Here is a 22,237-nt window from a genome sequence, read left to right on the forward strand (position 1 = left end):
CATTACAGATCACATATAATGACAATACACCATCATCACCCCTCTCGACCAAGGCGTGTGCCGTCGATTACGCGTTGATTGGCATCAATAGGGAAAACAGCACATGCCACAAATAAGAAACCTGAAAAACTCTATTTTCTTACCGTTGAAGCTGTCTCAACTGATCGGCATTCTCAGTTGGGTTATCAGCTGGTGCCTCAATCCCTCCATTGAGCGCTCCCTGGATATATTTATCTATTGCGCACTGGCCGGCGCGACGCTGTCGATAATTGTCACCTCCAACAGCAGAAGCATGACGACGTGGCGCCTGTTCGGCATCCTTTACATGACATCCCTGACCTTTCTGTTCAAGGTACAGATCGAACGCATGGGCGTGGAAGCGTCGATGTGGGGGCTGGTTGTCACCTCACTGCTTATTACAGGAATGAGCGTATTCTTCGTCAAGTTTATTGATTACATGGTCGCGGCTGCTCTGATCTGGCTGATCATGTGGCAAATGGACCTGACGGCGGTCGGCGTTAACCATGCGTCTTTGTTCTATGTGTTTCTCATCAGTTCAACCTTGTTGGGAGGCTGCCTGAATGCAACGTTCCTGAGCCTGGTCATGCAGACCATGTCGGCCAGGGACCGCTATCAGGAGCTGTCCGAGACCGACACACTGACGCACGCGCCAAACCGCCGCGCACTGGTCGCCAACGTGAATAAAGCACTGGCGTCAGCTGACAAGCCCTCGCTGTGGTTCGCCATGCTTGATCTGGATAACTTCAAAAACATTAACGACACTCACGGTCACGATGCAGGCGACAATGTCCTTGTAAGTTTCGCGGCACTCATAAAAAGCACACCGGGCCTGAACAGCTTCGGTCGCCTGGGCGGGGAGGAGTTTGGCGTACTGTTGTCAGCGGCGACCGCCGCAGACGCGATAGACGCACTGGATCATTTACTGATGCGTGCTCAGCACGATGAAACCGCTGACGTGCCTTACTCATTCAGTGGCGGCATTGCCAGCCTGAAACACGCAGAAAACATCAATGATCTTTTCAAAGAAGCCGATGAGAACCTGTATCACGCCAAACGCAACGGTAGAAAATGCATTGCCTTCGAAGGCCGGATAATTTCCGCAACCGCGCTAACTGCTGCACATCAGAATCAACCGTCAGTCAATACGCCCACGCCTGCATAGCGCTTGTTTTTCTCTCAGGCATTTTCCCCTCCGCGCCGCACTTTCGAATAACGATCAATATCCTCGCGTAATGTCCACCCCTGCCCTCGCCAGTATTGCCCGGCCGCCTCATTACCCTTCAATACATCCAGATGGCACTTGTAAATTCCCAGTCCCTCCAGACATTCAAGGCATCGCTCGACCAACGCCCGAGCAATGCCCTGTCGCCGGTATTCAGGCGACACAATCAAATGTTGCAGATAACCACGGCGGCCATCATGCCCACACATCACGCAGCCGTAGATAACGCCGTCCGCCTCAGCGACAAAACTTAAGCCGGGGTTGCGTTCGAGGTAGCGCACGGTCGATTCGCGGGAGTCTGCATCGCGGATTGAAATGCCCGGTGTGTTGCGCATCAGTTCGACAACCGGCTCATAGTCAGCCAGCGTCATGCTGCGGATTGTAATCATTGGCTGAGCCCGCCCCGTTATTGCGATAGCCGAACAGGTTAACAGAGCACCATGGTGCCTTGATGACAGCGCCGCCAGAGTCTGCCTATCACGCCGCAATGTTCTTTCTATTAGAAATCTTCCTGAAGAAGGCTAATCTGAATAGGCGTCGGCGAAGGCCGCACGGTTTACCCTGATAAGGAGATAAGAATGAGCTCAAGTTCATTGCGCACGTTATGGGCTGGTATCGCAGCAATCTGATGATCGCTGTGCAACGTATCGGTAGAGCTGGCCTGATCGTTGATCGAGGAGCCGGTATGAACCCCGTGCTATTGAGTTCCGTCATCACTGTCTTAGGTCCCACGCGTGGACTGGATGGCCGGATGCAAATGACAAAAAGGTGTATCAAACATGTCAACTGAATCGAAATGCCCCTTCAACCATGCTGCTGGCGGCGGCACCACCAACCGTGACTGGTGGCCCAAGCAGCTGAATCTGAAGATTCTGCATCAGCATTCCTCACTCTCCGACCCGATGGGCGAGAGTTTCGACTATGCCAAGGAATTCAAGAGCCTTGACATCGAAGCGGTCAAACAGGATCTGCGCAACGTCATGACCCAGTCCCAGGACTGGTGGCCGGCAGACTTCGGCCACTATGGCCCGCTGTTCATTCGTATGGCCTGGCACAGCGCCGGTACCTACCGCACAGGCGATGGTCGTGGCGGTGCAGGTGCCGGTCAGCAACGTTTTGCGCCGCTCAACAGTTGGCCTGACAACGTCAGCCTGGACAAGGCACGTCGCCTGATCTGGCCGATCAAACAGAAGTACGGCCGCAAGATTTCCTGGGCTGACCTGATCGTGCTGACCGGTAACGTCGCGCTCGAATCCATGGGCTTCAAGACTTTCGGTTTCTCCGGTGGTCGCGCGGATGTCTGGGAACCAGAAGAAGACGTGTACTGGGGTTCCGAGACCACCTGGCTGGGTGGTGAAGAACGCTATGGCGCACAGAAGAAGATGCAGCAACCGGGCGACGGCACGCTGGTGGCCGAGCCGGAGAACCATGCCAACGAAGAAAGCCGCACTGCGAACGGCGAACGCAATCTGGAAAACCCGCTTGCCGCCGTGCAGATGGGCTTGATCTACGTGAACCCTGAAGGCCCTGAAGGTGTGCCGGATCCGGTTGCTTCGGCAAGGGATATCCGTGAAACCTTCGGTCGTATGGCGATGAATGACGAAGAGACCGTGGCGCTGATCGCCGGTGGTCACGCCTTCGGCAAGACCCACGGTGCCGGCCCTGCCGACAACGTTGGTCCGGAGCCTGAAGCAGCCGGCCTCGAAGAGCAGGGTCTTGGCTGGAGAAACAAATTCGGCAGCGGCAAGGGTGGCGACACCATCACCAGCGGCCTGGAAGTGACCTGGACTTCGACTCCAACCAAATGGAGCAACGAGTACCTCGAAAACCTCTTTGGCTTCGAATGGGAACTGACCAAGAGCCCGGCAGGCGCGCATCAGTGGACGCCGAAGAACGGCGCTGGCGCGGGCAAGATTCCGGATGCCCACGATCCGTCAAAACGTCACGCACCCAGCATGCTGACCTCTGACCTGGCGCTGCGCTTCGATCCAGCTTACGAGCAGATCTCCCGTCGCTTCCTGAACAACCCTGATCAACTGGCCGACGCGTTCGCCCGCGCCTGGTTCAAGCTGACCCACCGCGACATGGGTCCGCTCGCCCGCTACCTCGGCCCGGAAACACCGACCGAAGAGTTGCTGTGGCAGGACCCGATCCCCAGCGTTGATCATGCGTTGGTGGATGATCAGGACGTTGCCGCGCTCAAAGGCAAGATTCTCGCTTCCGGCCTTTCGGTCTCGCAGCTGGTGTCGACCGCTTGGGCGGCAGCCTCTACCTTCCGTGGCTCGGACAAGCGCGGTGGTGCCAACGGCGGCCGTCTGCGTCTGGCTCCGCAGAAGGATTGGGCGGTCAACCAGCCTGAGCAACTGGCGGGCGTGCTGAAGACCCTCGAGGGCATTCAGAGCGAGTTCAACACAGCTCAGTCGAATGGCAAGAAGGTTTCAATCGCCGATCTGATCGTCCTGGCCGGTAACGCGGGTGTCGAGCAGGCTGCAAAAAATGCAGGCCAGCACGTCAGCGTTCCGTTCGCACCGGGCCGCGCCGATGCGTCTCAAGAGCAGACCGATGTTGAGTCGTTCAGCTTCCTCGAGCCAATCGCCGATGGTTTCCGCAACTATCAGAAGGGGCATTACAAGGTCTCGGCGGAATCGTTGCTGGTCGACAAGGCGCAACTGCTGACCCTGACAGCACCGGAAATGACGGTACTGTTGGGCGGCCTGCGGGTCTTGAATATCAACGTCGGACAGAGCAAGCATGGCGTGTTCACTGATCAGCCAGGCACCCTGACCAACGACTTCTTCAAGAACCTGCTGGACATGGGCGTGGAGTGGAAAGCGACCGCGGGTGGCACTGATACCTTCGAGGCCCGTGACCGCAAGACCGGTGCAGTCAAATGGACCGGCACCCGTGTCGATCTGGTCTTTGGCTCACATGCTCAACTGCGCGCCATTTCCGAGGTGTATGGCAGTTCGGACGCAAACGAGAAGTTCGTCAAAGACTTCGTGGCCGTATGGACCAAAGTGATGAACCTGGACCGCTTCGACCTCGCGTGATGTGTCTGATGCATTGAGTTGAAAGAACGCCTCCCTTGCGGAGGCGTTCTTTTACGTGGTGATTATGGATAAGGCACACAGTGTGAGATGGACACTTCAAAGGTCTGACAGGGGTGATCAAATCGCTGCCGCATAACGAGCGCAGGCTAACATAGGGGCTCCCCCTACAACGGTCAGCCCGGCAATACAAAACCGCAGCGATTTTTAAACTCCTCATCCTTGCGAAGATCGTCCACCAGCCTGGGCGCAAGCGCAATGCTCTTGTTTATATACGACAGCGCATCGTCTGTTCTGCCGAGAGAGCACAGTATCTTGGTTGCATTGATCATGATTGTTTTCTGCGCGCCAGCATCCGTGGGTTTTAAATTAATGGCGGTGCTAATGCTTTTCAACGCATCGTCGTTACGATCTGTCCGCATCTGCGCATAGGCTTGATAGTTCCAGGCCAGGGGATTGGACGTATTCAGCAGGTTGGCCATTTGAAAGTTGACCAGTGCCTGTTCGAAATTTCCAGCCTTGACGAATTTCTTGCCGGTGGCAATGTACTCGATGGCGGCTTTCAAAGGCGATGCCTTGTCGGCCTCGATTTCGCTGCTGGTACTACCGACCCTGATGGCCCTCGCCTTTTCAAGAACGTCTTCGACATCCTTTCCGGGCAGCACGGCCTTTGCGAGCAGCGTGAATTTTTGCTCAGCCTCCGGAGCATGATCGGTAATAAGCTCCAGATTATTCTGGATGAAGCGCGCTTTGTTTTCTTCTTGATTCCGCTCGGCATCGCTCCGCTTCATGAAGAGGTCTTCCTGCTTTTGCATGAATTCCATTTTCTGACGGCTCGTATCAAAGGCCATTCGAGCATCATTGTTGTTGGTGTTTGTGTAATACGTGGCTGCCGCCAGCACCAGTACAGCGGCAGGAATGGCCAGCTTGGCGACCAGGTCAATGCGGTAGCCTTTGGATGCCAGAGAAGTTCTCTGTTCGTCGAGGTCCAGTTTTCGTTGTTCGAGCTGAAGTTTTTTCAGCTCGATCTCGAGTTTCTTTTCATCCAGTGACGCCACGGCGCTCAATCCCTTATTTTTCGGGCGGCCTTTTTACACCACATGGCCTGCATTGAACAACAGGCTGCTTTCCTGCTGACGGCATGCGGCTCACTCCCGCTGCGCAAACCTGCGCAACAGCACAACCCCCAGCAAAGCCGACAACACCGACCCGATCAGTACGCCCACCTTGACCTCGTCCACCAGCTCCGGCGCACCCGGAAAGGCCAGTGCGCCAATGAACAGGCTCATGGTGAAACCAATACCGCACAGTGCTGCAACACCATAAAGCTGGCCCCAGTTACTGCCTTCGGGCAATCGGGCGAACCCTGCGCGGATGGCCAGTGCAGCCATGGCGAATATGCCCACCTGCTTACCGACCAGCAGCCCCAGTGCAACACCCAGCGGAACCGGGTCCATGAGTGTGTCTGCGGTAATGCCCGACAACGAGACGCCGGCATTGGCAAACCCGAAGACCGGCACGACGACGAACGCGACCCACGGGTGCAGTTTCTCTTCCAGATGCAGCAGTGGCGAGCGAGCCTCCTCCTCGGGTTTGCCCAACGGGATGCACAGCGCCAGCGCGACGCCCGCGAGGGTGGCGTGGATGCCGGACTGGAGCATGAAGAACCACAACAGCGCGCCGACGACGAGGTAAGGCAGCAGCTTTTTCACGCCCAGACGATTGAGCGCGACGAGCACGGCAACGGAAGCCAGTGCGGCCAGCAACATGGGAACGGACAAGTCGCTGGTATAGAAAAGCGCGATGATCAGCACCGCGCCGAGGTCATCGAGAATGGCCAGTGCGGACAGGAAGATCTTCAGCGACAGTGGCACGCGCTTGCCCAGCAATGACAGCACGCCCAGGGCGAATGCGATGTCCGTGGCTGCAGGAATGGCCCAGCCGCCGATGGTCTCTGGCTGGTCCCGATTGAAAGCCACATAGATCAACGCCGGCACCACCATGCCGCCGAGAGCCGCAAAGCCCGGCAAGGCCCTTTGGCTCCAGGACGCAAGCTGGCCGGCCAGTACTTCGCGTTTGATTTCAAGCCCGACCAGCATGAAGAAAATCGCCATCAGGCCGTCGTTGATCCAGTGTGCAACCGACAACCCGGCGAACACCGCGTGCAGCGCCGCAAAGTAGCTGTCGGCCAACGGCGAGTTAGCCACGATCAAGGCAGCCAGCGCAGCCGCCATCAGCACCAGCCCGCCAGCGGATTCAGCCGCGAAAAAACGCGTGATGAACGCCAGCGCGTTCGGGGATTCGCTACGGGGATTGGGTGTGTGCATGATGGCTCCGCGGGTACAGCGCAAAAAAGGCCGCAACCTTAACACCCACGAGGCCCGTCAAAGGCCAGGTAAACCTGAGGATACAAATTAACGTCTGCAAAGCGCGAAAAGGCTGGCGAGGGAACGCCTGCCGGTGAGGCAGGCGCCCCGTTCAGGTCACTTCTTGACCGTCTCCTCCAGCGTAAAGCGACCCAATGGGTTCTGACCGAAGTGTTCGATGTTCTTGCGCGAAACACTGATGTACGGGCTGTAATAGAGGTCGATCCAGTTGACGTCCGCTTTGGCCATTTTCTGCAGGTCGATGTACATCTGCTCACGCTTTTTGGGGTCCATTTCGACCCGTGCAGCGGCCACCAGCGCCTTGACCTTGTCGTTCTTGTAACGGGTCATGTAGTTATTGTTAGTGTCATGGCCGAGCACAAAGGTGGTTTTCTGGTCCGGGTCGAGGATGTCGTTGGTCCAGTACATCACGGAGATGTCGTAGTCACCGGCGATCAACATGTCCCAGCTCTGGCTCGGGTCGACTTTCTGCAGCGTTGTGGTGACGCCGACCTTGGCCAGTTGCTGTTGCAGCATGACGGCGATTTGCTCGTCGACCTCATTGCCCGCGTTGACGATGTAGTCGAGTTTCAGGTCGGAGGCACCGGCGTCAGCCAGCATCTGTCTGGCTTTGACCGGATCATACGGGCGCTGCAGGTTGTCGGCGTAGTGGTACAGCGCACCCTTGGGAATGTAGGAGTTGGCCACGGTGCCCAGCCCGAAGGTCGCGGCCTCGACCAGCGATTTCTTGTCGATGGCCATGTCCAGTGCCTGACGCACTTCAGGTTTGGCCAATGCGCCGTGCTCGTGGTTGATCAGCAGGTGATCCTCACGGGTCGAGGGGTCGAGATGGACCACGAGGTTGGGGTCCTTCTGCAGATTTTCGATTCGCGAGAACGGCACGAGAATGGCTGCGTCCAGCTCGCCTTTCTGGACCATGAGCGTGCGAGTATTGTCGTCCGGCACCGAAATCCACTCAACGCCATCCAGGTTCACGCTCGGAGCCTCCCAGAAGTTGGGGTTCTTTGCCAGAATCACCCGGTCACCGCGCCGCCATTCCTTTACCGTGAACGCGCCGGAGCCCACAGGCTGCTCGGCATATGCCTCTTCGCCCATGCTCTTCATGGCCTTCTCGGAGAGAATCGAAACGTTGGGCAGTGCCAGTTGCGAGAGGAATGAAGCCGAAGGATTCTTCAGCGTGATGACCAGCGTATGCGGATCTGTCGCGACAGCCTTGTCGATAATCTTGTAGGAATCGCTCCATAGCGAGCCCTTGTCGTCACGGATTCGCAGCAGGCTGAATACGGCGTCGCTGGCGGTCAGGTCCGAGCCATCGGAGAATCTGGCCGGGCGCATCTTGAGTGTATAGGTCAGCCCGTCGGGCGAGATCGACCAGCTTTCTGCCAGCCCTGGGACCAGTTTCGTGCCTTTGTCGTCAACCCGGATCAGCACATCGTAGACGTTGGAAAATACCCAGTTGTCGATGTTCTGCGCACTTTTGATCGGGTCGAAGGTGGTGCCGTCCTCACGACGGCCGATGGTCAGCACGCCCGCAGCTTCCGCCACACCCGCTGCCAGGGAACAGGCCGCCAGCATGGCGACGGTCAGCATTTTCATTGGTCGAGCTTTCATACACATGAACTCCTTGCCGGTGTCGGGACAGATGTTGTTATAGGTCTGGATCAAAAGACGGGGGTATCAAGCACACAGTCGTAGCGCTGCTCGCCGACGTAGCGGGTGGGCGGTACGACACTGGAACAGGTCGATCTGGCAAACCGGCAGCGCGGGTGAAAGGCGCAGCCGTCGGGCAAGTGCAGCGGGCTTGGAGGCTCGCCCTGCAAGGGTTCGCCGGGCAAAGGACGATCCGGATCGATTTCGGGGATCGCTTGAATCAGCGCGGCGGTGTAGGGATGGCGCGGCGTGAGAAAAACGTCTTCGACCGGGCCCTCTTCGACGATTTTGCCCAGGTACATCACCGCCACCCGGTCGCACAGGCGACGTACGATGGCCAGGTCATGGGCAATGAACAGAATCGCCAGGTTCATGCGCTGGCGCAGTTCCAGCAGCAGGTTGATGATCTGCCCCTGAATCGATACGTCCAGCGCCGCTACGCATTCGTCGGCAATGATCAGCCGCGGCTCGATGGCCAGCGCACGGGCAATGCCGACACGCTGACATTGCCCCCCGCTCAAGCCGCCGGGTTTGCGCTCGGCAAATTCGGGCCGCAGACCGACCATATCGAGCAGTTCGAGAACTCGCGCCGGTATCTCGGATGGGGCGACCTTGCGCTGCACTTTCAGCACTTCGGCCAGTGTGGCACCAATGGTCATGCGCGGATTGAGCGAAGAGGACGGGTCCTGAAAGACCATCGCGGTTTCGCTGCGCAGGCGTTGCAGATTGATGCCGCTGCCTTGGGCCATGTCGACATCATCGAAGACGATCTGCCCGGAAGTTATGTCATTGAGGCGCAGAATGGCGCGACCCAGCGTGCTTTTGCCGCTGCCGGACTCGCCCACCAGCCCCAGCGTTTCGCCCGCGCAAATGCTCAGTGATACGCCGTTGACAGCATGCACCCAACGTTTGTCGAGGCCCATGAAGCCTGAGCCAGGGGCCGGAAAGCGCACCACCAGATCATTGACGTTCAGCAATGTGGTGCCGCTCATGAAACGGCCTCCCGGGATTGCGCCAACGGATAGTGACAGGCGGCTGCATGGGCCACGCCCATCGGCCGCATCAGCGGTAGCTTGTCAGGACAGTCGGCCCCAGCGTGACTGCAACGGGCATGAAAACGGCAGCCGTCTGGCAGTGCGTCGAGCAAAGGCGGCTGACCGGGGATGGTGCGCAACATGCCGTTGCCCGCACTGCTGGCGGGCTGGCAGTCGATAAGGCCATGAGTATAGGGATGACGTGCGCGGGCCAGCACGTCGCGCTTGCTGCCGTGTTCACACAGACGGCCGGCGTACATCACCGCGATGGAGTCGCAGGTTTGCGCCACCACGCCCAGGTCGTGGGTAATCATGATCAACGACAGCCCGTGACGGTCGCGCAGGTCGAGTAACAGACGCAGGATCTGTGCCTGCACCGTCACGTCCAGTGCAGTGGTCGGCTCGTCGGCGATCAATACCTGTGGCCCGCAGCCAAGTGCTACGGCAATCATGGCGCGCTGACGCATGCCGCCGGAAAACTCATGGGGATAGTTGTCCACACGGGAAGCCGGATCGGGAATGCCGACCTGGCGCAGCAGATCAATCGACTGCGCCCGCGCCTCACGCTTCGACGCGCCCTGATGCAGACGGAAACCTTCGGCGATCTGGTCGCCGATGCGCATCAGCGGGTCCAGATGACTACTGGGATTCTGGAAGATCATGCCGATCCGCCGCCCTCGCATGGCGCGCATGCCGGCCGCGTCCAGCTGCAACAGATCGACATCATCGAGCAGCACCGAACCACCGCGCACGTGCAGATCTGGCGATGGCATCAATTGCATCAGCGCCCGGCAAGCCATGGTCTTGCCTGAGCCGCTTTCGCCAACCAGACCGAGAATCTCGCCCTGGTGCAGATCGAATGACAACCGGTCGACCAGTGTCACCTCGCGGCCGCGGTTATCAGCCACCACACTCATCTCGCTGACCTGCAACACAGGTGCACTCATTGCCGCTCTCCCAGGGTTTCGGCAACGCCATCCGCCAACAGGCTGAAGCCCATGGCCAGCGTCACGATGGCCAGGCCCGGAAAGGTGCAGATCCACCATGCGGACGTCAGGAAAGCCTGCCCCTCGGCGACCATCGTGCCCCACTCTGCCAGAGGCGGTTGCACGCCCAGCCCCAGGTAACTGACCGAAGCGCCACTGAGCAGCACCAGAACCGCATCGGACATGGAAAACACAACCGAGCCAAACATTGCGTTAGGCAACAGATGCCGGAACAGGATACGCAAATGACCAAACCCCAGACTTTTGGCGGCCAGGGCGAAATCGCTTTCCTTGAGAACCAGAATCTGTGAGCGGATCAGCCGCGCGTAAGACACCCAGCCCACCAGTGCCATAGCGATGTAGAAGCTGCTCAGGCCCGGCCCGAGAATCGCGATAATCGCCAGCATCAGCACCAGAAACGGAAAGGCCAGAACGATGTCGATCACGCGCATGCACAGGTTGTCGAAGCGCCCGCCAATGTAGCCTGACAAGGCACCGACAAAGGTCCCGATCATGAACGGGAAGACCACCCCGAGCACACATATCTGCAGATCGACGCGTGCCGCCCAGATGACTCGGGACAGAATGTCGCGACCAAAATTGTCGGTGCCAAACGGATGCGCCAGGTGCGGCGCGAGCATGCGCATTTCCGTGTTCTGGTAGATCGGATCGTAAGGTGCCAGCCACGGCGCGAAGAGCGCCAGCATCAGCCAGAACCCCAGCAACGAAGCACCCAGCACTATCGCCAGTCGGCCGTTGCGCAAGCGCAGACGCAACCGGGAACGCCAGTGTGGACGCGGTTGAGCGTGGGCGACGGTCATTTGATGTTCACCCGGGGGTCTATCGCTACCGTGGCCACATCGGCGAGGAAGTTCACGATCACCGTGGCACAGGCCAGCACCATCGCCACGCCCTGCACCACCATGTAATCGCGACTGAAGATGCCGCGTACCAGCAACTGGCCAATACCGGGGATTGCAAACAGGCTCTCGATAACCACGGTGCCACTGATCAGCCAGCCGATGTTAACTGCCAGCAGGTTGATCGAGGGCACCAGCGAATTGGGTAATACGTGGCGCCGAAACAATGCGCCTTCACTGACGCCACGTGCCCGAGCCGCGGTGACGTGATCGGCCTGCAACTCCATGAGCATGCTGGCGCGCAGGTTGCGAATCAGTACAGCCGACAGGGCCAGCGCGATGGTCAGGCATGGCAGCACCATGTGATGGGCCTTGTCCAGCCAGTCGCTGCCATAGCCCGACACCGGAAACCAGCCGAGCTGCACGCTGAACATCAGGATCAGCATGATGCCCAGCCAGAACGCCGGCATGCCCAGCCCCGTGGTGGTGAAGACACGAATCAGGTTATCGCCCCAACTGCCTTTGTTGCGTGCCGCGACCGTGGCTAGCGGCACGGCGATCAACAGCGCCAGCAGAACGCTGCCAAAGACCAGAAAAAAGGTGGGCTCGAGCCGGGTAACGATCAATTTGAGCACGTCGATCTTGTACAGCAGCGACTTGCCCATATCGCCCTGCAACAGGTTTTTCATGAAGTACCCATATTGCGTCCACAACGGCTCGTCCAACCCGTACTGAGCACGGATATTGGCCAGTGCCTGCGGCGTGGAGCGGGCCCCCAGCAGAATGCGCGCCGGATCGCCAGGAATAGAACGCACCAGAACGAAGGTCACCAGGCTGATGCCGAACAGCACCGGCAGCAACTGCAACGGACGCTGGAGAATGAAACGATAACGACCCAGATTCATCAGACGCCCCGATGCTGTGACAGAAAATTCAGCAGGACCGGAAAGTACGCCGCCACCCCCTCAACGTAAAAGGGCAAGGCAGAGTTGTAGTCGAACATTGACCATCCGTCGACTTCGATTATTTTTCGCGCCTCCGGCCTGATCTCATACTCCATTGCACTTCACCTTTCCGGACGTCGCTTATGGCATCAACCCTAACGCGCGTTGCGGCGACAGACAGCTAGCAATTCTTATAGGTTTTACAGGACTGGCAATCAATTGGACGCAGGCGTGGCACTGTCCTTGCTAATTGCTATATTAAGACCCCGCACAGGCTCAATGACAAAGGAGGTCATGCCATGCATATCAGGTTGTCGGATTTCAATTCGCGGCTGCAATCTGCATCCACGCTGGATCAGCAAATGGATTGCGCACTGCTGTTGGCATCGGATCTCGGATTCGATGCAGTGATTTACGATTACAGTCCGGTGCCCGTGTCCCATGATGGAGCACTGATCACCCCTTCACTGCTCTCATTGCGCAACACTCCCGCAGACTGGCATGCACTCTGGTGCAGTCAGGGCTATTACCAGATCGACCCGGTGCAACACCTGGCCGTTGCCAGCGTCTCGCCGTTCGTATGGTCATATCAGCCCAAGGCCGAGACCGTGCTGCAGACCTTCATCACCGATATGCACAAACCCGTGGTGCGTTACCTGCACGATTCACACATGACGTGTGGCGTGACGGTGCCTATTCACATGCCCAAAGGCGGTTTCGCCACCCTGACCGGCCTGTGCTCCGACAGCAGCGACGTCGCGCTGGAAGATGCCCGCCAGAGCCTGGCCGAGTTCGGCTTGCTCGCTCACGCTTTTCAGGAAGTTGCCTATCCGCTGTTTGACCAGAAGATGCGCTCCTGCAATGCCATCAGGCTTACCCGGCGCGAGCGCGAATGCCTGAGCTGGTCCGCCGAGGGCCTGACAGCCAGGGAGATCGCCGATCAGCTCAACCGTTCGGTCGCCACGGTGACGCTGCACCTGAACTCGGCCATGCAGAAACTGGGCGCGAAAAACCGGGTGCAGGCTGTAGTGCGTGCGGTTCATTACCGGTTACTCGACCACTGACCGGCTTATTGGCCAAAACCTATCATTTTCTATAGTTATGAGACGCAAGACGCCGCGCTATGGTGCCCCGAACTATCCAGCAGGGACCGGCGACATGGCAGAGATAACGATCAAGGAAGGTTTTGCCCCTTTTGGCAACTATCAGACGTGGTATCGCATCACTGGCGATGTGCACGGCCCTCGCGCGCCCTTGGTCATCCTGCACGGCGGCCCCGGCTGTACCCATGATTACGTGGATTCGTTCAAGGACCTCGCCAGTACCGGTCGGGCGGTGATTCACTATGATCAACTGGGTAACGGAAAATCCACGCGACTTCCCGGACAAGGCAATGAGTTCTGGACGGTGGATCTGTTCCTGCGTGAGCTGGACAACCTGCTTGAGCATCTGGGCCTCAAGGATAACTACGCTCTGCTGGGCCAATCCTGGGGTGGCATGCTGGCGTCGGAGCATGCGGTACTCAAACCCACGGGGCTGAAGGCGCTGATTATTGCCAACTCACCTGCTGACATGCGCACCTGGGTCAGCGAAGCCAATCGACTGCGCGAGGCATTGCCGGCAGAGGTGCAGGCTGCATTACTCAAGCACGAACAGGCAGGAACGTTGACTGACCCTGAGTACCTGAAAGCCTCACGGGCATTTTATGACCGTCATGTCTGTCGCATCACCCCTTGGCCGGAGGAGGTTAAACGAACCTTCGACCAGATCGACGCGGACCCGACGGTGTATCACGCCATGAATGGCCCTACCGAGTTTCACGTCATCGGTACGATGAAGGACTGGACCATCGTCGATCGCCTGTCATCCATTGAGGTCCCCACGCTGCTGATTTCCGGAGAGTATGACGAGGCCACACGGCTAGTCGTAAAACCCTATGTGGATAATATTCCTAATATTTGCTGGTCGATTTTCGAAGAGTCCAGTCACATGCCTCACGTGGAAGAACGCATGGCGTGCATGGGCCGCGTTGCAGGTTTTCTGGACACACTGGTTGTTACGGGTAACGCCTCGGCGGCGTAACAGTCAGTCCGGCGGTTATGCCCGTCAAAACCTGAATTATTAGAGTTAATACTTTAGTGACAGCGGGCAAGGCAAGCCGTTTATTTTATTCACTGCGCAACGGGATTTTCTCCAGTCCACACAATGACTTAACAGCCCCTCAATACAGCCAAGTCAATAATGAAATAACTTTCATCGCTATTTATTAAAGCTCTCCCTGCTTCGGCAGAAAAACAGTTATTGGAAAGGAATGTATCCCCTTTCGCCTGTTTTTTGCCGCCGGAGGCAATCATGAACCTCAGATCATTGAATATCTCACGCAGGGCATCCCTGTTTTTTGGCGTTATTACCTTGCTGCTGATTGGTCTCGGTGGATTCTCCTACGTGCAGATCGACCATCTGCGCACGGCCGAACAGAACATAGAAGAAAACTCGCTGCCCAGTATTCAGGTGGTCGACGACATTCAGATCGCCCTGCTTCACGCCCGCCTGGAAAGCATCAGAATGCTGGCCAGTACCGATCCCGCCGTACACAGCACTGCGGAAGCCAAAGTCCGGGAAGCTATCGAAGCGCTCCGGTCGAACAGCGAGTTCTATCGGAAAAATCTGATTTCGGGTGAAACCGACCGTGCGCAATTCGAAGACGCCAACAGCAAGATGGGAGCCTACATCGACGGTGTAAAACAGATCATCGCCATGGACAGCTCCGATCATGAAAAAGCCGTTTCCTTTGCGAACGCAGAGCAGGTTCAACGGGCCAGCGCCTATCAGGAAAAACTTTCCACGCTGCGCGGTCACAACGCTGAAGAAGCCGTGAGTTCCGGGAAAGATGCCACCGCCGTTTATAACCACAGTGTCAATGTGTTACTGACGGTGGTTGTCGTGGCGTGCCTTCTGACAGTGGTTCTGGCGGTTACCCTGACACGCAGTATTGTCGATCCGATCGGCATCTCCCTCAAACTGGCAGAAGACATCGCCGCAGGCGACCTGACCCGGCAACTGGGCGTCACCGGCAGCGATGAAGCGTCACGTTTGATGAACGCACTGAACACGATGTCGGGCAACCTGCGCAGCACGATTCAGGAGATATCGGGCGCGTCCGCCCAGTTGAGCACTGCCGCCGTCGAGATGACATCGATCACCGAAAGCGCCGATCGCACACTGCAGCAACAGAACAGCGAAATCGAGCAGGCGGCCACCGCAGTAACCGAAATGAGTGCTGCCGTAGAAGAGGTCGCTCGTAATGCTACGTCCACCTCCCAGGCCGCCCAGCAGTCGAGCATTTCCGCCGATCTGGGCAACCAGCGCGTTACCGAAACACTGAACGCCATGCAGAATCTGACGGGCCTGGTCGAAGGCTCTTCTGCCCAAGTCACCGCCCTGGCAGGCCAGGCTCAGGACATCAGCAAGGTGCTGGGCGTGATTCGCGGGATTGCGGAACAGACCAATCTGCTGGCATTGAACGCCGCTATCGAAGCCGCTCGCGCTGGTGAACAGGGCCGCGGTTTTGCCGTGGTGGCTGATGAAGTACGCGCTCTGGCACATCGCACACAAACGTCTACTCAAGAAGTCGAACAGATGATCTCGGCGATTCAGGCCGGCTCTACCGCCACGGTCGAATCCATGCAAAAAAGTACCCTGGAAGTGCACAGCACTCGCAAGACCGCGGAAGACGCCGGGCAGTCGTTGCGTCAGATCACCGATTCGGTACTGGAGATCAATAACCGTAACCTGCAAATCGCTGCCGCATCCGAACAGCAGGCGCATGTAGCGCGCGATGTCGATAGAAGCCTGATCAGCATTCGTGACCTGGCAGTACAGAGCAGCGAAGGCACCCGACAAACATTGATCGCCAGTACTGAACTTTCGCAATTAGCGGTCAACTTGAATGATCTGGTACTGCGTTTCAAGACGTGATTTAAAACGGGATCCATAAAAAGGCGTGACGCCAGGGCAGCCGATTCGTCGGCTGCACCTTTTTACAGCGCCAGTGCCATTTTTGGCAAAAAGACAATAACAAAATGCCACTACCCGACAGCGATTAAAGTGGCTTTTCACTTGTTTCATTAACGATACAAATACGTCCGATCAGGTATGATGCGCGCTACTTGAATACGGGAAGTATGAGGTATGCCTTGCAGAATCATCGTGGCGGACGATCACCCGCTATTTCGTGAGGGCATGCTGCGCACTATCGAGCGGCTGATACCTGAAGCAACCCTGGAAGAAGCAGGCAATATGGATGAAGTACTCGCCCTTGCACGCCAGGGTGATGAAGTCGACACGCTGGTGCTCGACCTGCGCTTTCCGGGGCTTACTTCCATACAGACTATCGGCAGCCTGCGCAGTGAGTTCAAACGTACGTCGATCATTGTGGTATCGATGGTCGATGACCTGGAAACCATTTCACAGGTCATGTCTCAGGGTGCGGATGGCTTCATTGGCAAAAACATAGATCCTCTGGAAATTGCCGAATCCATCATCGCAATCCGCGACGGTGAAGTGGTGGTCAAGTACAAGCCCGAAGGCTCGATCCTGAGCGATCTGGACACCAGCGCAATCAGCCATCTGACCGTACGCCAAAGAGAAGTGCTGGGGCTTGTGGCGTCCGGAAAGACTAATAAGGAAATAGCCAGGGACCTGGGTATTTCACCCTTTACCGTGCGTATTCATGTATCCAGCCTGCTGAAGGCACTTGGCGTGTCCACCCGATCGGCCGCCGCTGCACAGTTTTCAAGCCTGGCCGGCAAACAGCACTGAGCCGGGAGCCACAATGTCGTTACTGCCTCAGCGAATAGATCTGGAAATGACTCAGGCGCTATTGCGCATGGCGGTCATTGCCACCTCGCTCCTTTACGCTCTGATCGCGTATGGGCTGGGAGAAATGTCAGAGAACAAGCTGTTCGTGATCGTTGCTTATTGCATGGGCTTCGGCATTGTCACGGTGGGTTTGATCATCCGCATTGCCCAGCGACCGGGAGCCTCGAGCAGACGGCGCCTGTTTGCACTGGTCACCGACAATCTGGCGGGGATCGTGACCATCTCCGTTGGTGGCGAAGCCATGTTGCCTGTGTATTCGGTGATGCTGAGCATGACGGTCGGCTACGGCATGCGTTATGGCCGCAACTACCTGTTGCTGGCAACCGGTTTTGCCATGATTTCATTGATGATCATCATCGCGCTCACGCCGTTTCTGCGTGAACACCATGCTGTCGCCGTCATGATGATCCTGACCATGCTGGTCCTGCCGTTGTTTGTCTATTTCCTGCTGGGCCGACTGCACATGGCGCTTGAAGAAACCCAGGAGGCCAACCAGGCCAAATCAAGGTTTCTGGCCCAGGCCAGCCATGACCTGCGCCAGCCGATCCACTCCATCAGCCTGTTCACCGCCTGCCTGCGCGATGCCCCTCTGGGGGATAACGAACAACGCCTGGTAAGTAACATCGACCGGGCATTGAGTGCGGTAGAACAACTGTTTCGCTCGCTGCTGGACATCTACACCCTCAATCAGGGCGAAGTCGTTCCCCGTCCGGAGTCCGTCGATCTGGATGCACTGCTCAACGGGCTGGCCACTCAGAACAGCGAAGCCGCTACATGGGCTGGCGTGGATATTCGCGTGCACAGCGGCCACTGTCATGTATGGACCGACCCCGCGTTACTGCGCACATTGCTGCAGAATCTTGTCTCCAATGCGTTCAAATATGCGCCGGGCAAGCCGATATTGATTGGCTGTCGTCGGCATAAAGGAACCGTCAGCATCGGTGTGTATGATCAGGGACGCGGCATTCCTGCCGAGCATTTGCCACACTTGTGCAACGAGTTCTATCGCGTCCGCGAGAAACGTGATCGTGACATTGAGGGCGTTGGCCTGGGGCTCAGTATTGTCAGCCGCATTGCCAGGCTCATGAACCTGCGGGTCAATATCAGTTCGGTGCCGGAGCGCGGCACCGCGGTGATCGTCAGCGGCCTGAAGGCCGTGGCTGCCAGCCAGCCGGTCAACAGCCTCGACATCAACTGGAACACACGCCTGCTTTCCGGGCTGCGAGTCATGCTGATCGAAGACAATCGCAACGTGCTTGAAGCCACTGCCATGTTGCTGCGCAGGTGGGGCTGCGAGGTACAGACCTTCAGCGCCATCCCCGAGATCAGTGTCGACTGTGACCTGGTGGTGACGGACTTCGACCTGGACCGTACGGCATCGGGGGCCGACTGTATTGCCTACCTGAGCGGGCTGCAGGGACGGCGCATACCGGCCATCGTGATTACCGGCCATGAACTCCAGCACGTCCGGCAGACGCTGAACGATCCTGACATCCCGGTCCTGTCGAAACCGGTCAGGCCCGTCGAACTGCGCTCGCTGCTATTGAGCTTCAAGGCCGGCCCGGTGGCGCACTGACCGCGAGGCCAAACACATTGCTTTCAGGTACCTGCTAATAAAGGGCCGTTGTCAGTAAGTGCTGAAATAGTCGACCACATTGCCTTTGAACCTGATGACGATTCGCGTGATGTTTGCTTTTCTTCCAGTGGATTGCGTACCGCTAAGCGTACCGGCATCGTCCATCACTTCCTGGGCGTCGCCTATACGGGATTGCCCTTGAAACAAGGTTGATGCGGCGTCCCCCGACCCATACCGATTGGAGTACTTGGCCGCCATCTTGGTCAGTGAATTAAGACCGGATTCGCTACGGTCGTAGTACCACTCGGAGCTGTTGTTGGCAACGTTGTCCTGCGCCGAGTAGGGCGCGCCAAACGCCTGCCGAATCTGTTCTTTGGTCGATTTGTCAGGTGTGATGTTGGCTTTTATATACTCTGGTGCAAATTTGTAATCGCCGGTAATTGTATCGAGCGGGCTGCTGCCCCCCGTTGAACATGCCGCCAGGGTCGCCGCGACGATAATGACCGCCGCCAACCTTGTTATATTTGCCGAATGGCGAGAAATACCCATGCGCGTTCCCTCTGAAAACAAGTCTGTTGTTAGTGATCCGTTTACACCGCTGCATGACCTGTTTCGGTCACGCGCACGCGGCCAGCGACGTGGTACAACGTCGCCTGCCATCGACAAGTCAGGTGTTATTCAGCGGGATAGCTTAAGTGGCCGAACCAAAGGCAAACCATAGTACGGATGTACTAGGCTTCGCACTTAACATGGCGGCACTCGGTGAGGCTGCGTTAAAAACGATAGGTGGCCCCCAGGCCCAAAAAGCTGGCACGGTTCTGATAATGCGCGCTGTAACTGGCCAGCGCGTTGGCGCGGCTGACATCAACGCTTTCTTCTTTGAGGTAGGCGTAGGCAACATCAAGTGTCAGCTCCTTGCTGACGTCATAACCCGCGCCCACGCTGAAGATCGTACGGTCACCGGTCGGTGTACGCGGCGAACGGTTGGTATTGCTGGTCGGTGACTGGTCCAGTCGGATGCCGGTGCGCAACGACCAGTGCGAGTCCAGTCGATACGATGTACCGAGCGCGTAGGCCCAGGTGTCATGCCAGTCCAGTCCGCCAGCGATAGCGCCTGAGAGGGACGCAGCCAGTATGCCGCCGCGCGCAGGGCTGATGTTCTCGGTGCTGAAACTCAGGTCCTTCAGACGGCTCCAGCGCGTCCAGGTTGTCCCCGCATAAACTGTCCAGGCGTTGGTGAGCTTCTGAGTGACCGACAGCTCGTAGGACTCAGGCGTATCGACCTGTAGCGAACAGTCATAGCGATTGCTGCTGAGCAACTGGGCGGGCGTTCCTGCCCCTGTGGCGACCTCGGTGTGGCAATCAAGGTCGTAGCGCACCCTGGAATGATAGGTCAGACCGGCCTGCGTGCTATCGGTCAGACTGGCCAGAACGCCGACAGTGAAGCCCAGCGCGACATCCTTGCCCTTCACTTTCACATTACTGTCGGCGATGGCCGGGTTAAGTGTGAGGTCAGACTCCAGCGAGCCGGCAAACTGATTGATCGTCGGCCCGAAGCCCACCGAGACCCGGTCATTGAAGGCGTAGCTCAATGTTGGCTGCAGGGTCAGTACTTTCGCATCGCTCTTGCTGGCAAAGGCGCGGCCCTGAAAGCCCCTCTCGTAATCCGTTGCCAGACCGAACGGCACATACGCGCCCAAGCCAAAGGCCCAGTGTTCGTTCAGCCTGCGTGTATAAAAACCGAACGGGATGGCCTTGAAAGGCACCATGTCGCCGTCATTGTTACCGTTTGAACGTCCACTTGCCTGACTGATGTCCGTGGAGGCATCGATAAAGGTGACGCCTCCGGTGATCTGCTGGCCTGCCAGACGCGCCATACCTGCCGGGTTGCCATACACCGTACTGGCATCTTCGGCAGCGGATGCCCGACCTGCGAATGCCGTGCCCATGCCGCTTATGCCTTGTTCGTTGAGCGCAAAACCACCTGCGTACAAGTGCGTGGAAATCATGGCAACCGTGAAGCCCAGAGTAGTCTTGTGCATGGTGTTCGATGCTCGCAGTGATGGAATTCAGCCCGGCAGAAAAAGAAATGACCTGTACACACCTGCACGGTGTTTCAGGCATTCCTTGCGCTGGCAAACCTGCGATTTTATCAACGCAAAAATAGGATCCATATAGTACACATGTACTAGTAGACGCCGCTGGGCAAGTACTCAACATTGACAGCGCCATTAAACTCATTAAATAGTTAAGGGCGACGAACACGATATTTCATGTAAGCCACGATCAGGTATGGCAGGATCACTTCCTGCGCGTGATCGGCAGCGCCAGGCGTACTGCCAAGGCCGCATCAGTGCATTTATGACCAGGGTGACGCATTTTGAACAACAAACTGACTTCAGCAGAGCTGGCAGTCATCAGTGAAATCGAAGCCACTTCCAGCCTGCTACGGCTGGTAACCCGGCTGACCGGGCTGAGATTTGCAGCCATTGCCAAAGTAACCGAGACCAGCTGGACGGCATGCGCGGTGTATGACGAAATCAGATTCGGGCTGGAGGCAGGCCACGAGCTCAAGCTTGAAACCACGCTGTGCAATGAGTTGCGTCAACACCATTGTCCGATCGTGATCAACGAGGTCGCGACCGATGCGGTCTACGCAGAGCACCCCATCCCGAAGCTCTATGGCTTTCAGAGCTATTTCTCGTTGCCGATCATTTTCCCCAACGGAGATTTCTTCGGCACGCTGTGCGGTCTGGACAATCTGCCTACACCTCTCGACGATGCCGATACCCTCGATACGCTGAAAGTCTTCTGCACACTGATCGCCAGCACGCTGTACGCGCACTATCAACTGCAGGAAATGCAGGAAGTCACCGCATAGGCATGGACTGCCTCAGGCGCGCAGTTGCCGCTCCATGATCAATGTGCGCTCCTCCCCTTCCCGATGCTCTCGCACTACCCTGAAACCCAGCGCCGTATAAAACCCCTGCGCAGTCAAGGATGACGGTACAACCAGCAGCCCTGCGCCGGTCTCCCTGGCAACACGCTCCAGCTCTGCCATCAATAAACTCCCGATCCCCTGCCGATGCTTTTCGGGGTCTACAAATACCGAGCGCACAACCTGATTATCCAGGCTGGCAGTGCCGACAATAACCTCCCCCGCGACCGCCACAAACATCCAACGCTGCTGCATGAGTTGCTCAATGGCAGCCGGACTGAAGCTCAACTGCACGCGCTCAATCACACTGACCGGGTAATCCCTGGCATTGCTGGTGCGCAAGGCCGCCAACACCACTCGACTGATGTTGTCAGCGTCTGCTGTCCGGGCAGGCCGGATCTTGATGTTCATGTTGTCGTTCCTGCGTTGCGTTGAAGAATGAGCGTGTTTCACCGCACAGCAGCGGGAAACCAGCAGCGCGATGCAAAGCCCACACATCTATATAGATAGAAGCTATAGAGGCGAATAGTTACGGACTATGACGGTCAGGCTTATTTACGATCAGACGACGAATGGCAATGTTTGTAACACGCTGCAAACAAAGGCGCTGAGCCTTTATCTCTCAGGGCTACAAGACAGATGTTGCTCAAAAATTACAGCGTGCGGCCGATTAACCGTTAACTCACGGTTG

19 protein-coding genes are annotated in these 22,237 nt (G+C 57.4%); 8 read left to right on the top strand and 11 right to left on the bottom strand.

Annotated elements, in window-relative coordinates:
* The first annotated feature begins 103 nt into the window (after positions 1-103).
* Positions 104-1,183, top strand: a complete 1,080-nt coding sequence (locus MME58_RS21595; RefSeq protein ID WP_054988583.1) for a GGDEF domain-containing protein — start codon at positions 104-106, stop codon at positions 1,181-1,183.
* A 14-nt stretch (positions 1,184-1,197) separates the two neighbouring features.
* Here MME58_RS21595 and MME58_RS21600 read toward each other — a convergent pair whose 3' ends face one another.
* Entirely contained in the window at positions 1,198-1,632 is a 435-nt protein-coding gene (locus tag MME58_RS21600; RefSeq protein WP_054988582.1) for a GNAT family N-acetyltransferase, read from the bottom strand.
* 390 nt (positions 1,633-2,022) lie between these two features.
* On the opposite strand from MME58_RS21600, the gene katG reads away from it, so the two are divergent.
* On the top strand, positions 2,023-4,293 hold the full coding sequence (gene katG / locus MME58_RS21605; RefSeq protein WP_054988580.1) for a catalase/peroxidase HPI: 2,271 nt from the start codon (positions 2,023-2,025) through the stop codon (positions 4,291-4,293).
* 173 nt (positions 4,294-4,466) lie between these two features.
* On the opposite strand, the gene MME58_RS21610 is transcribed toward katG, so the two are convergent.
* The 7 genes from MME58_RS21610 to MME58_RS21640 all read right to left on the bottom strand — a co-directional run bounded on the left by MME58_RS21610 (position 4,467) and on the right by MME58_RS21640 (position 12,112).
* Positions 4,467-5,348, bottom strand: coding sequence for a hypothetical protein (locus MME58_RS21610; protein WP_054988579.1), 882 nt, complete (start codon positions 5,346-5,348; stop codon positions 4,467-4,469).
* Positions 5,349-5,438: 90 nt separating this feature from the next.
* Entirely contained in the window at positions 5,439-6,617 is a 1,179-nt protein-coding gene (gene nhaA, locus MME58_RS21615; protein ID WP_055006693.1) for a Na+/H+ antiporter NhaA, read from the bottom strand.
* Positions 6,618-6,773: 156 nt separating this feature from the next.
* Positions 6,774-8,288 carry an ABC transporter substrate-binding protein gene (locus tag MME58_RS21620; RefSeq protein ID WP_055006692.1) on the bottom strand — a complete coding sequence of 505 codons (1,515 nt, stop codon included), beginning with the start codon at positions 8,286-8,288 and terminating at the stop codon, positions 6,774-6,776.
* 50 nt (positions 8,289-8,338) lie between these two features.
* On the bottom strand, positions 8,339-9,319 hold the full coding sequence (locus MME58_RS21625; protein ID WP_054988576.1) for an ABC transporter ATP-binding protein: 981 nt from the start codon (positions 9,317-9,319) through the stop codon (positions 8,339-8,341).
* Positions 9,316-10,308: an ABC transporter ATP-binding protein gene (locus tag MME58_RS21630; protein WP_054988575.1), complete on the bottom strand. Its 993-nt coding sequence runs from the start codon at positions 10,306-10,308 to the stop codon at positions 9,316-9,318. Before MME58_RS21630 ends, MME58_RS21625 begins: the two co-directional genes overlap by 4 nt.
* The gene (locus MME58_RS21635) at positions 10,305-11,168 is read right to left on the bottom strand and encodes an ABC transporter permease (RefSeq protein WP_054988574.1); all 864 of its coding nucleotides are present in this window, start codon (positions 11,166-11,168) and stop codon (positions 10,305-10,307) included. Before MME58_RS21635 ends, MME58_RS21630 begins: the two co-directional genes overlap by 4 nt.
* Positions 11,165-12,112, bottom strand: a complete 948-nt coding sequence (locus MME58_RS21640) for an ABC transporter permease (RefSeq protein WP_054988573.1) — start codon at positions 12,110-12,112, stop codon at positions 11,165-11,167. The genes MME58_RS21635 and MME58_RS21640 overlap by 4 nt, the downstream gene beginning before the upstream one ends.
* Before the next feature lie 338 nt (positions 12,113-12,450).
* Between MME58_RS21640 and MME58_RS21645 the strand changes: the two genes are divergently transcribed.
* From MME58_RS21645 to MME58_RS21665, 5 genes are all read left to right on the top strand, one after another.
* Positions 12,451-13,215, top strand: a complete 765-nt coding sequence (locus MME58_RS21645) for a LuxR family transcriptional regulator (protein ID WP_054988572.1) — start codon at positions 12,451-12,453, stop codon at positions 13,213-13,215.
* A 94-nt stretch (positions 13,216-13,309) separates the two neighbouring features.
* Positions 13,310-14,233, top strand: coding sequence for a proline iminopeptidase-family hydrolase (locus MME58_RS21650; protein WP_055006691.1), 924 nt, complete (start codon positions 13,310-13,312; stop codon positions 14,231-14,233).
* A gap of 270 nt (positions 14,234-14,503) precedes the next feature.
* Positions 14,504-16,129: a methyl-accepting chemotaxis protein gene (locus tag MME58_RS21655; protein ID WP_055006690.1), complete on the top strand. Its 1,626-nt coding sequence runs from the start codon at positions 14,504-14,506 to the stop codon at positions 16,127-16,129.
* Between the two features lie 213 nt (positions 16,130-16,342).
* Positions 16,343-16,972, top strand: a complete 630-nt coding sequence (locus tag MME58_RS21660; protein WP_054988569.1) for a response regulator — start codon at positions 16,343-16,345, stop codon at positions 16,970-16,972.
* A 46-nt stretch (positions 16,973-17,018) separates the two neighbouring features.
* Complete coding sequence (locus MME58_RS21665) at positions 17,019-18,608, top strand: hybrid sensor histidine kinase/response regulator (RefSeq protein ID WP_054988585.1); 1,590 nt, start codon at positions 17,019-17,021, stop codon at positions 18,606-18,608.
* Between the two features lie 51 nt (positions 18,609-18,659).
* On the opposite strand, the gene MME58_RS21670 is transcribed toward MME58_RS21665, so the two are convergent.
* On the bottom strand, positions 18,660-19,157 hold the full coding sequence (locus MME58_RS21670) for a hypothetical protein (RefSeq protein ID WP_055006689.1): 498 nt from the start codon (positions 19,155-19,157) through the stop codon (positions 18,660-18,662).
* Positions 19,158-19,381: 224 nt separating this feature from the next.
* Positions 19,382-20,650 (bottom strand): OmpP1/FadL family transporter, encoded by a 1,269-nt coding sequence (locus MME58_RS21675; RefSeq protein WP_055006688.1) that lies wholly within the window; start codon positions 20,648-20,650, stop codon positions 19,382-19,384.
* A gap of 338 nt (positions 20,651-20,988) precedes the next feature.
* Between MME58_RS21675 and MME58_RS21680 the strand changes: the two genes are divergently transcribed.
* Positions 20,989-21,489: a GAF domain-containing protein gene (locus tag MME58_RS21680; RefSeq protein WP_054988566.1), complete on the top strand. Its 501-nt coding sequence runs from the start codon at positions 20,989-20,991 to the stop codon at positions 21,487-21,489.
* Between the two features lie 12 nt (positions 21,490-21,501).
* Here the strand turns inward: MME58_RS21680 and MME58_RS21685 are convergent, their stop codons facing one another.
* Positions 21,502-21,957, bottom strand: coding sequence for a GNAT family N-acetyltransferase (locus MME58_RS21685; RefSeq protein ID WP_055006687.1), 456 nt, complete (start codon positions 21,955-21,957; stop codon positions 21,502-21,504).
* Between the last annotated feature and the right edge of the window lie 280 nt (positions 21,958-22,237).

It is taken from the genome of Pseudomonas syringae pv. tagetis (genome assembly GCF_022557255.1).
In the GTDB taxonomy this organism is placed as follows: domain Bacteria; phylum Pseudomonadota; class Gammaproteobacteria; order Pseudomonadales; family Pseudomonadaceae; genus Aquipseudomonas; species Aquipseudomonas caricapapayae.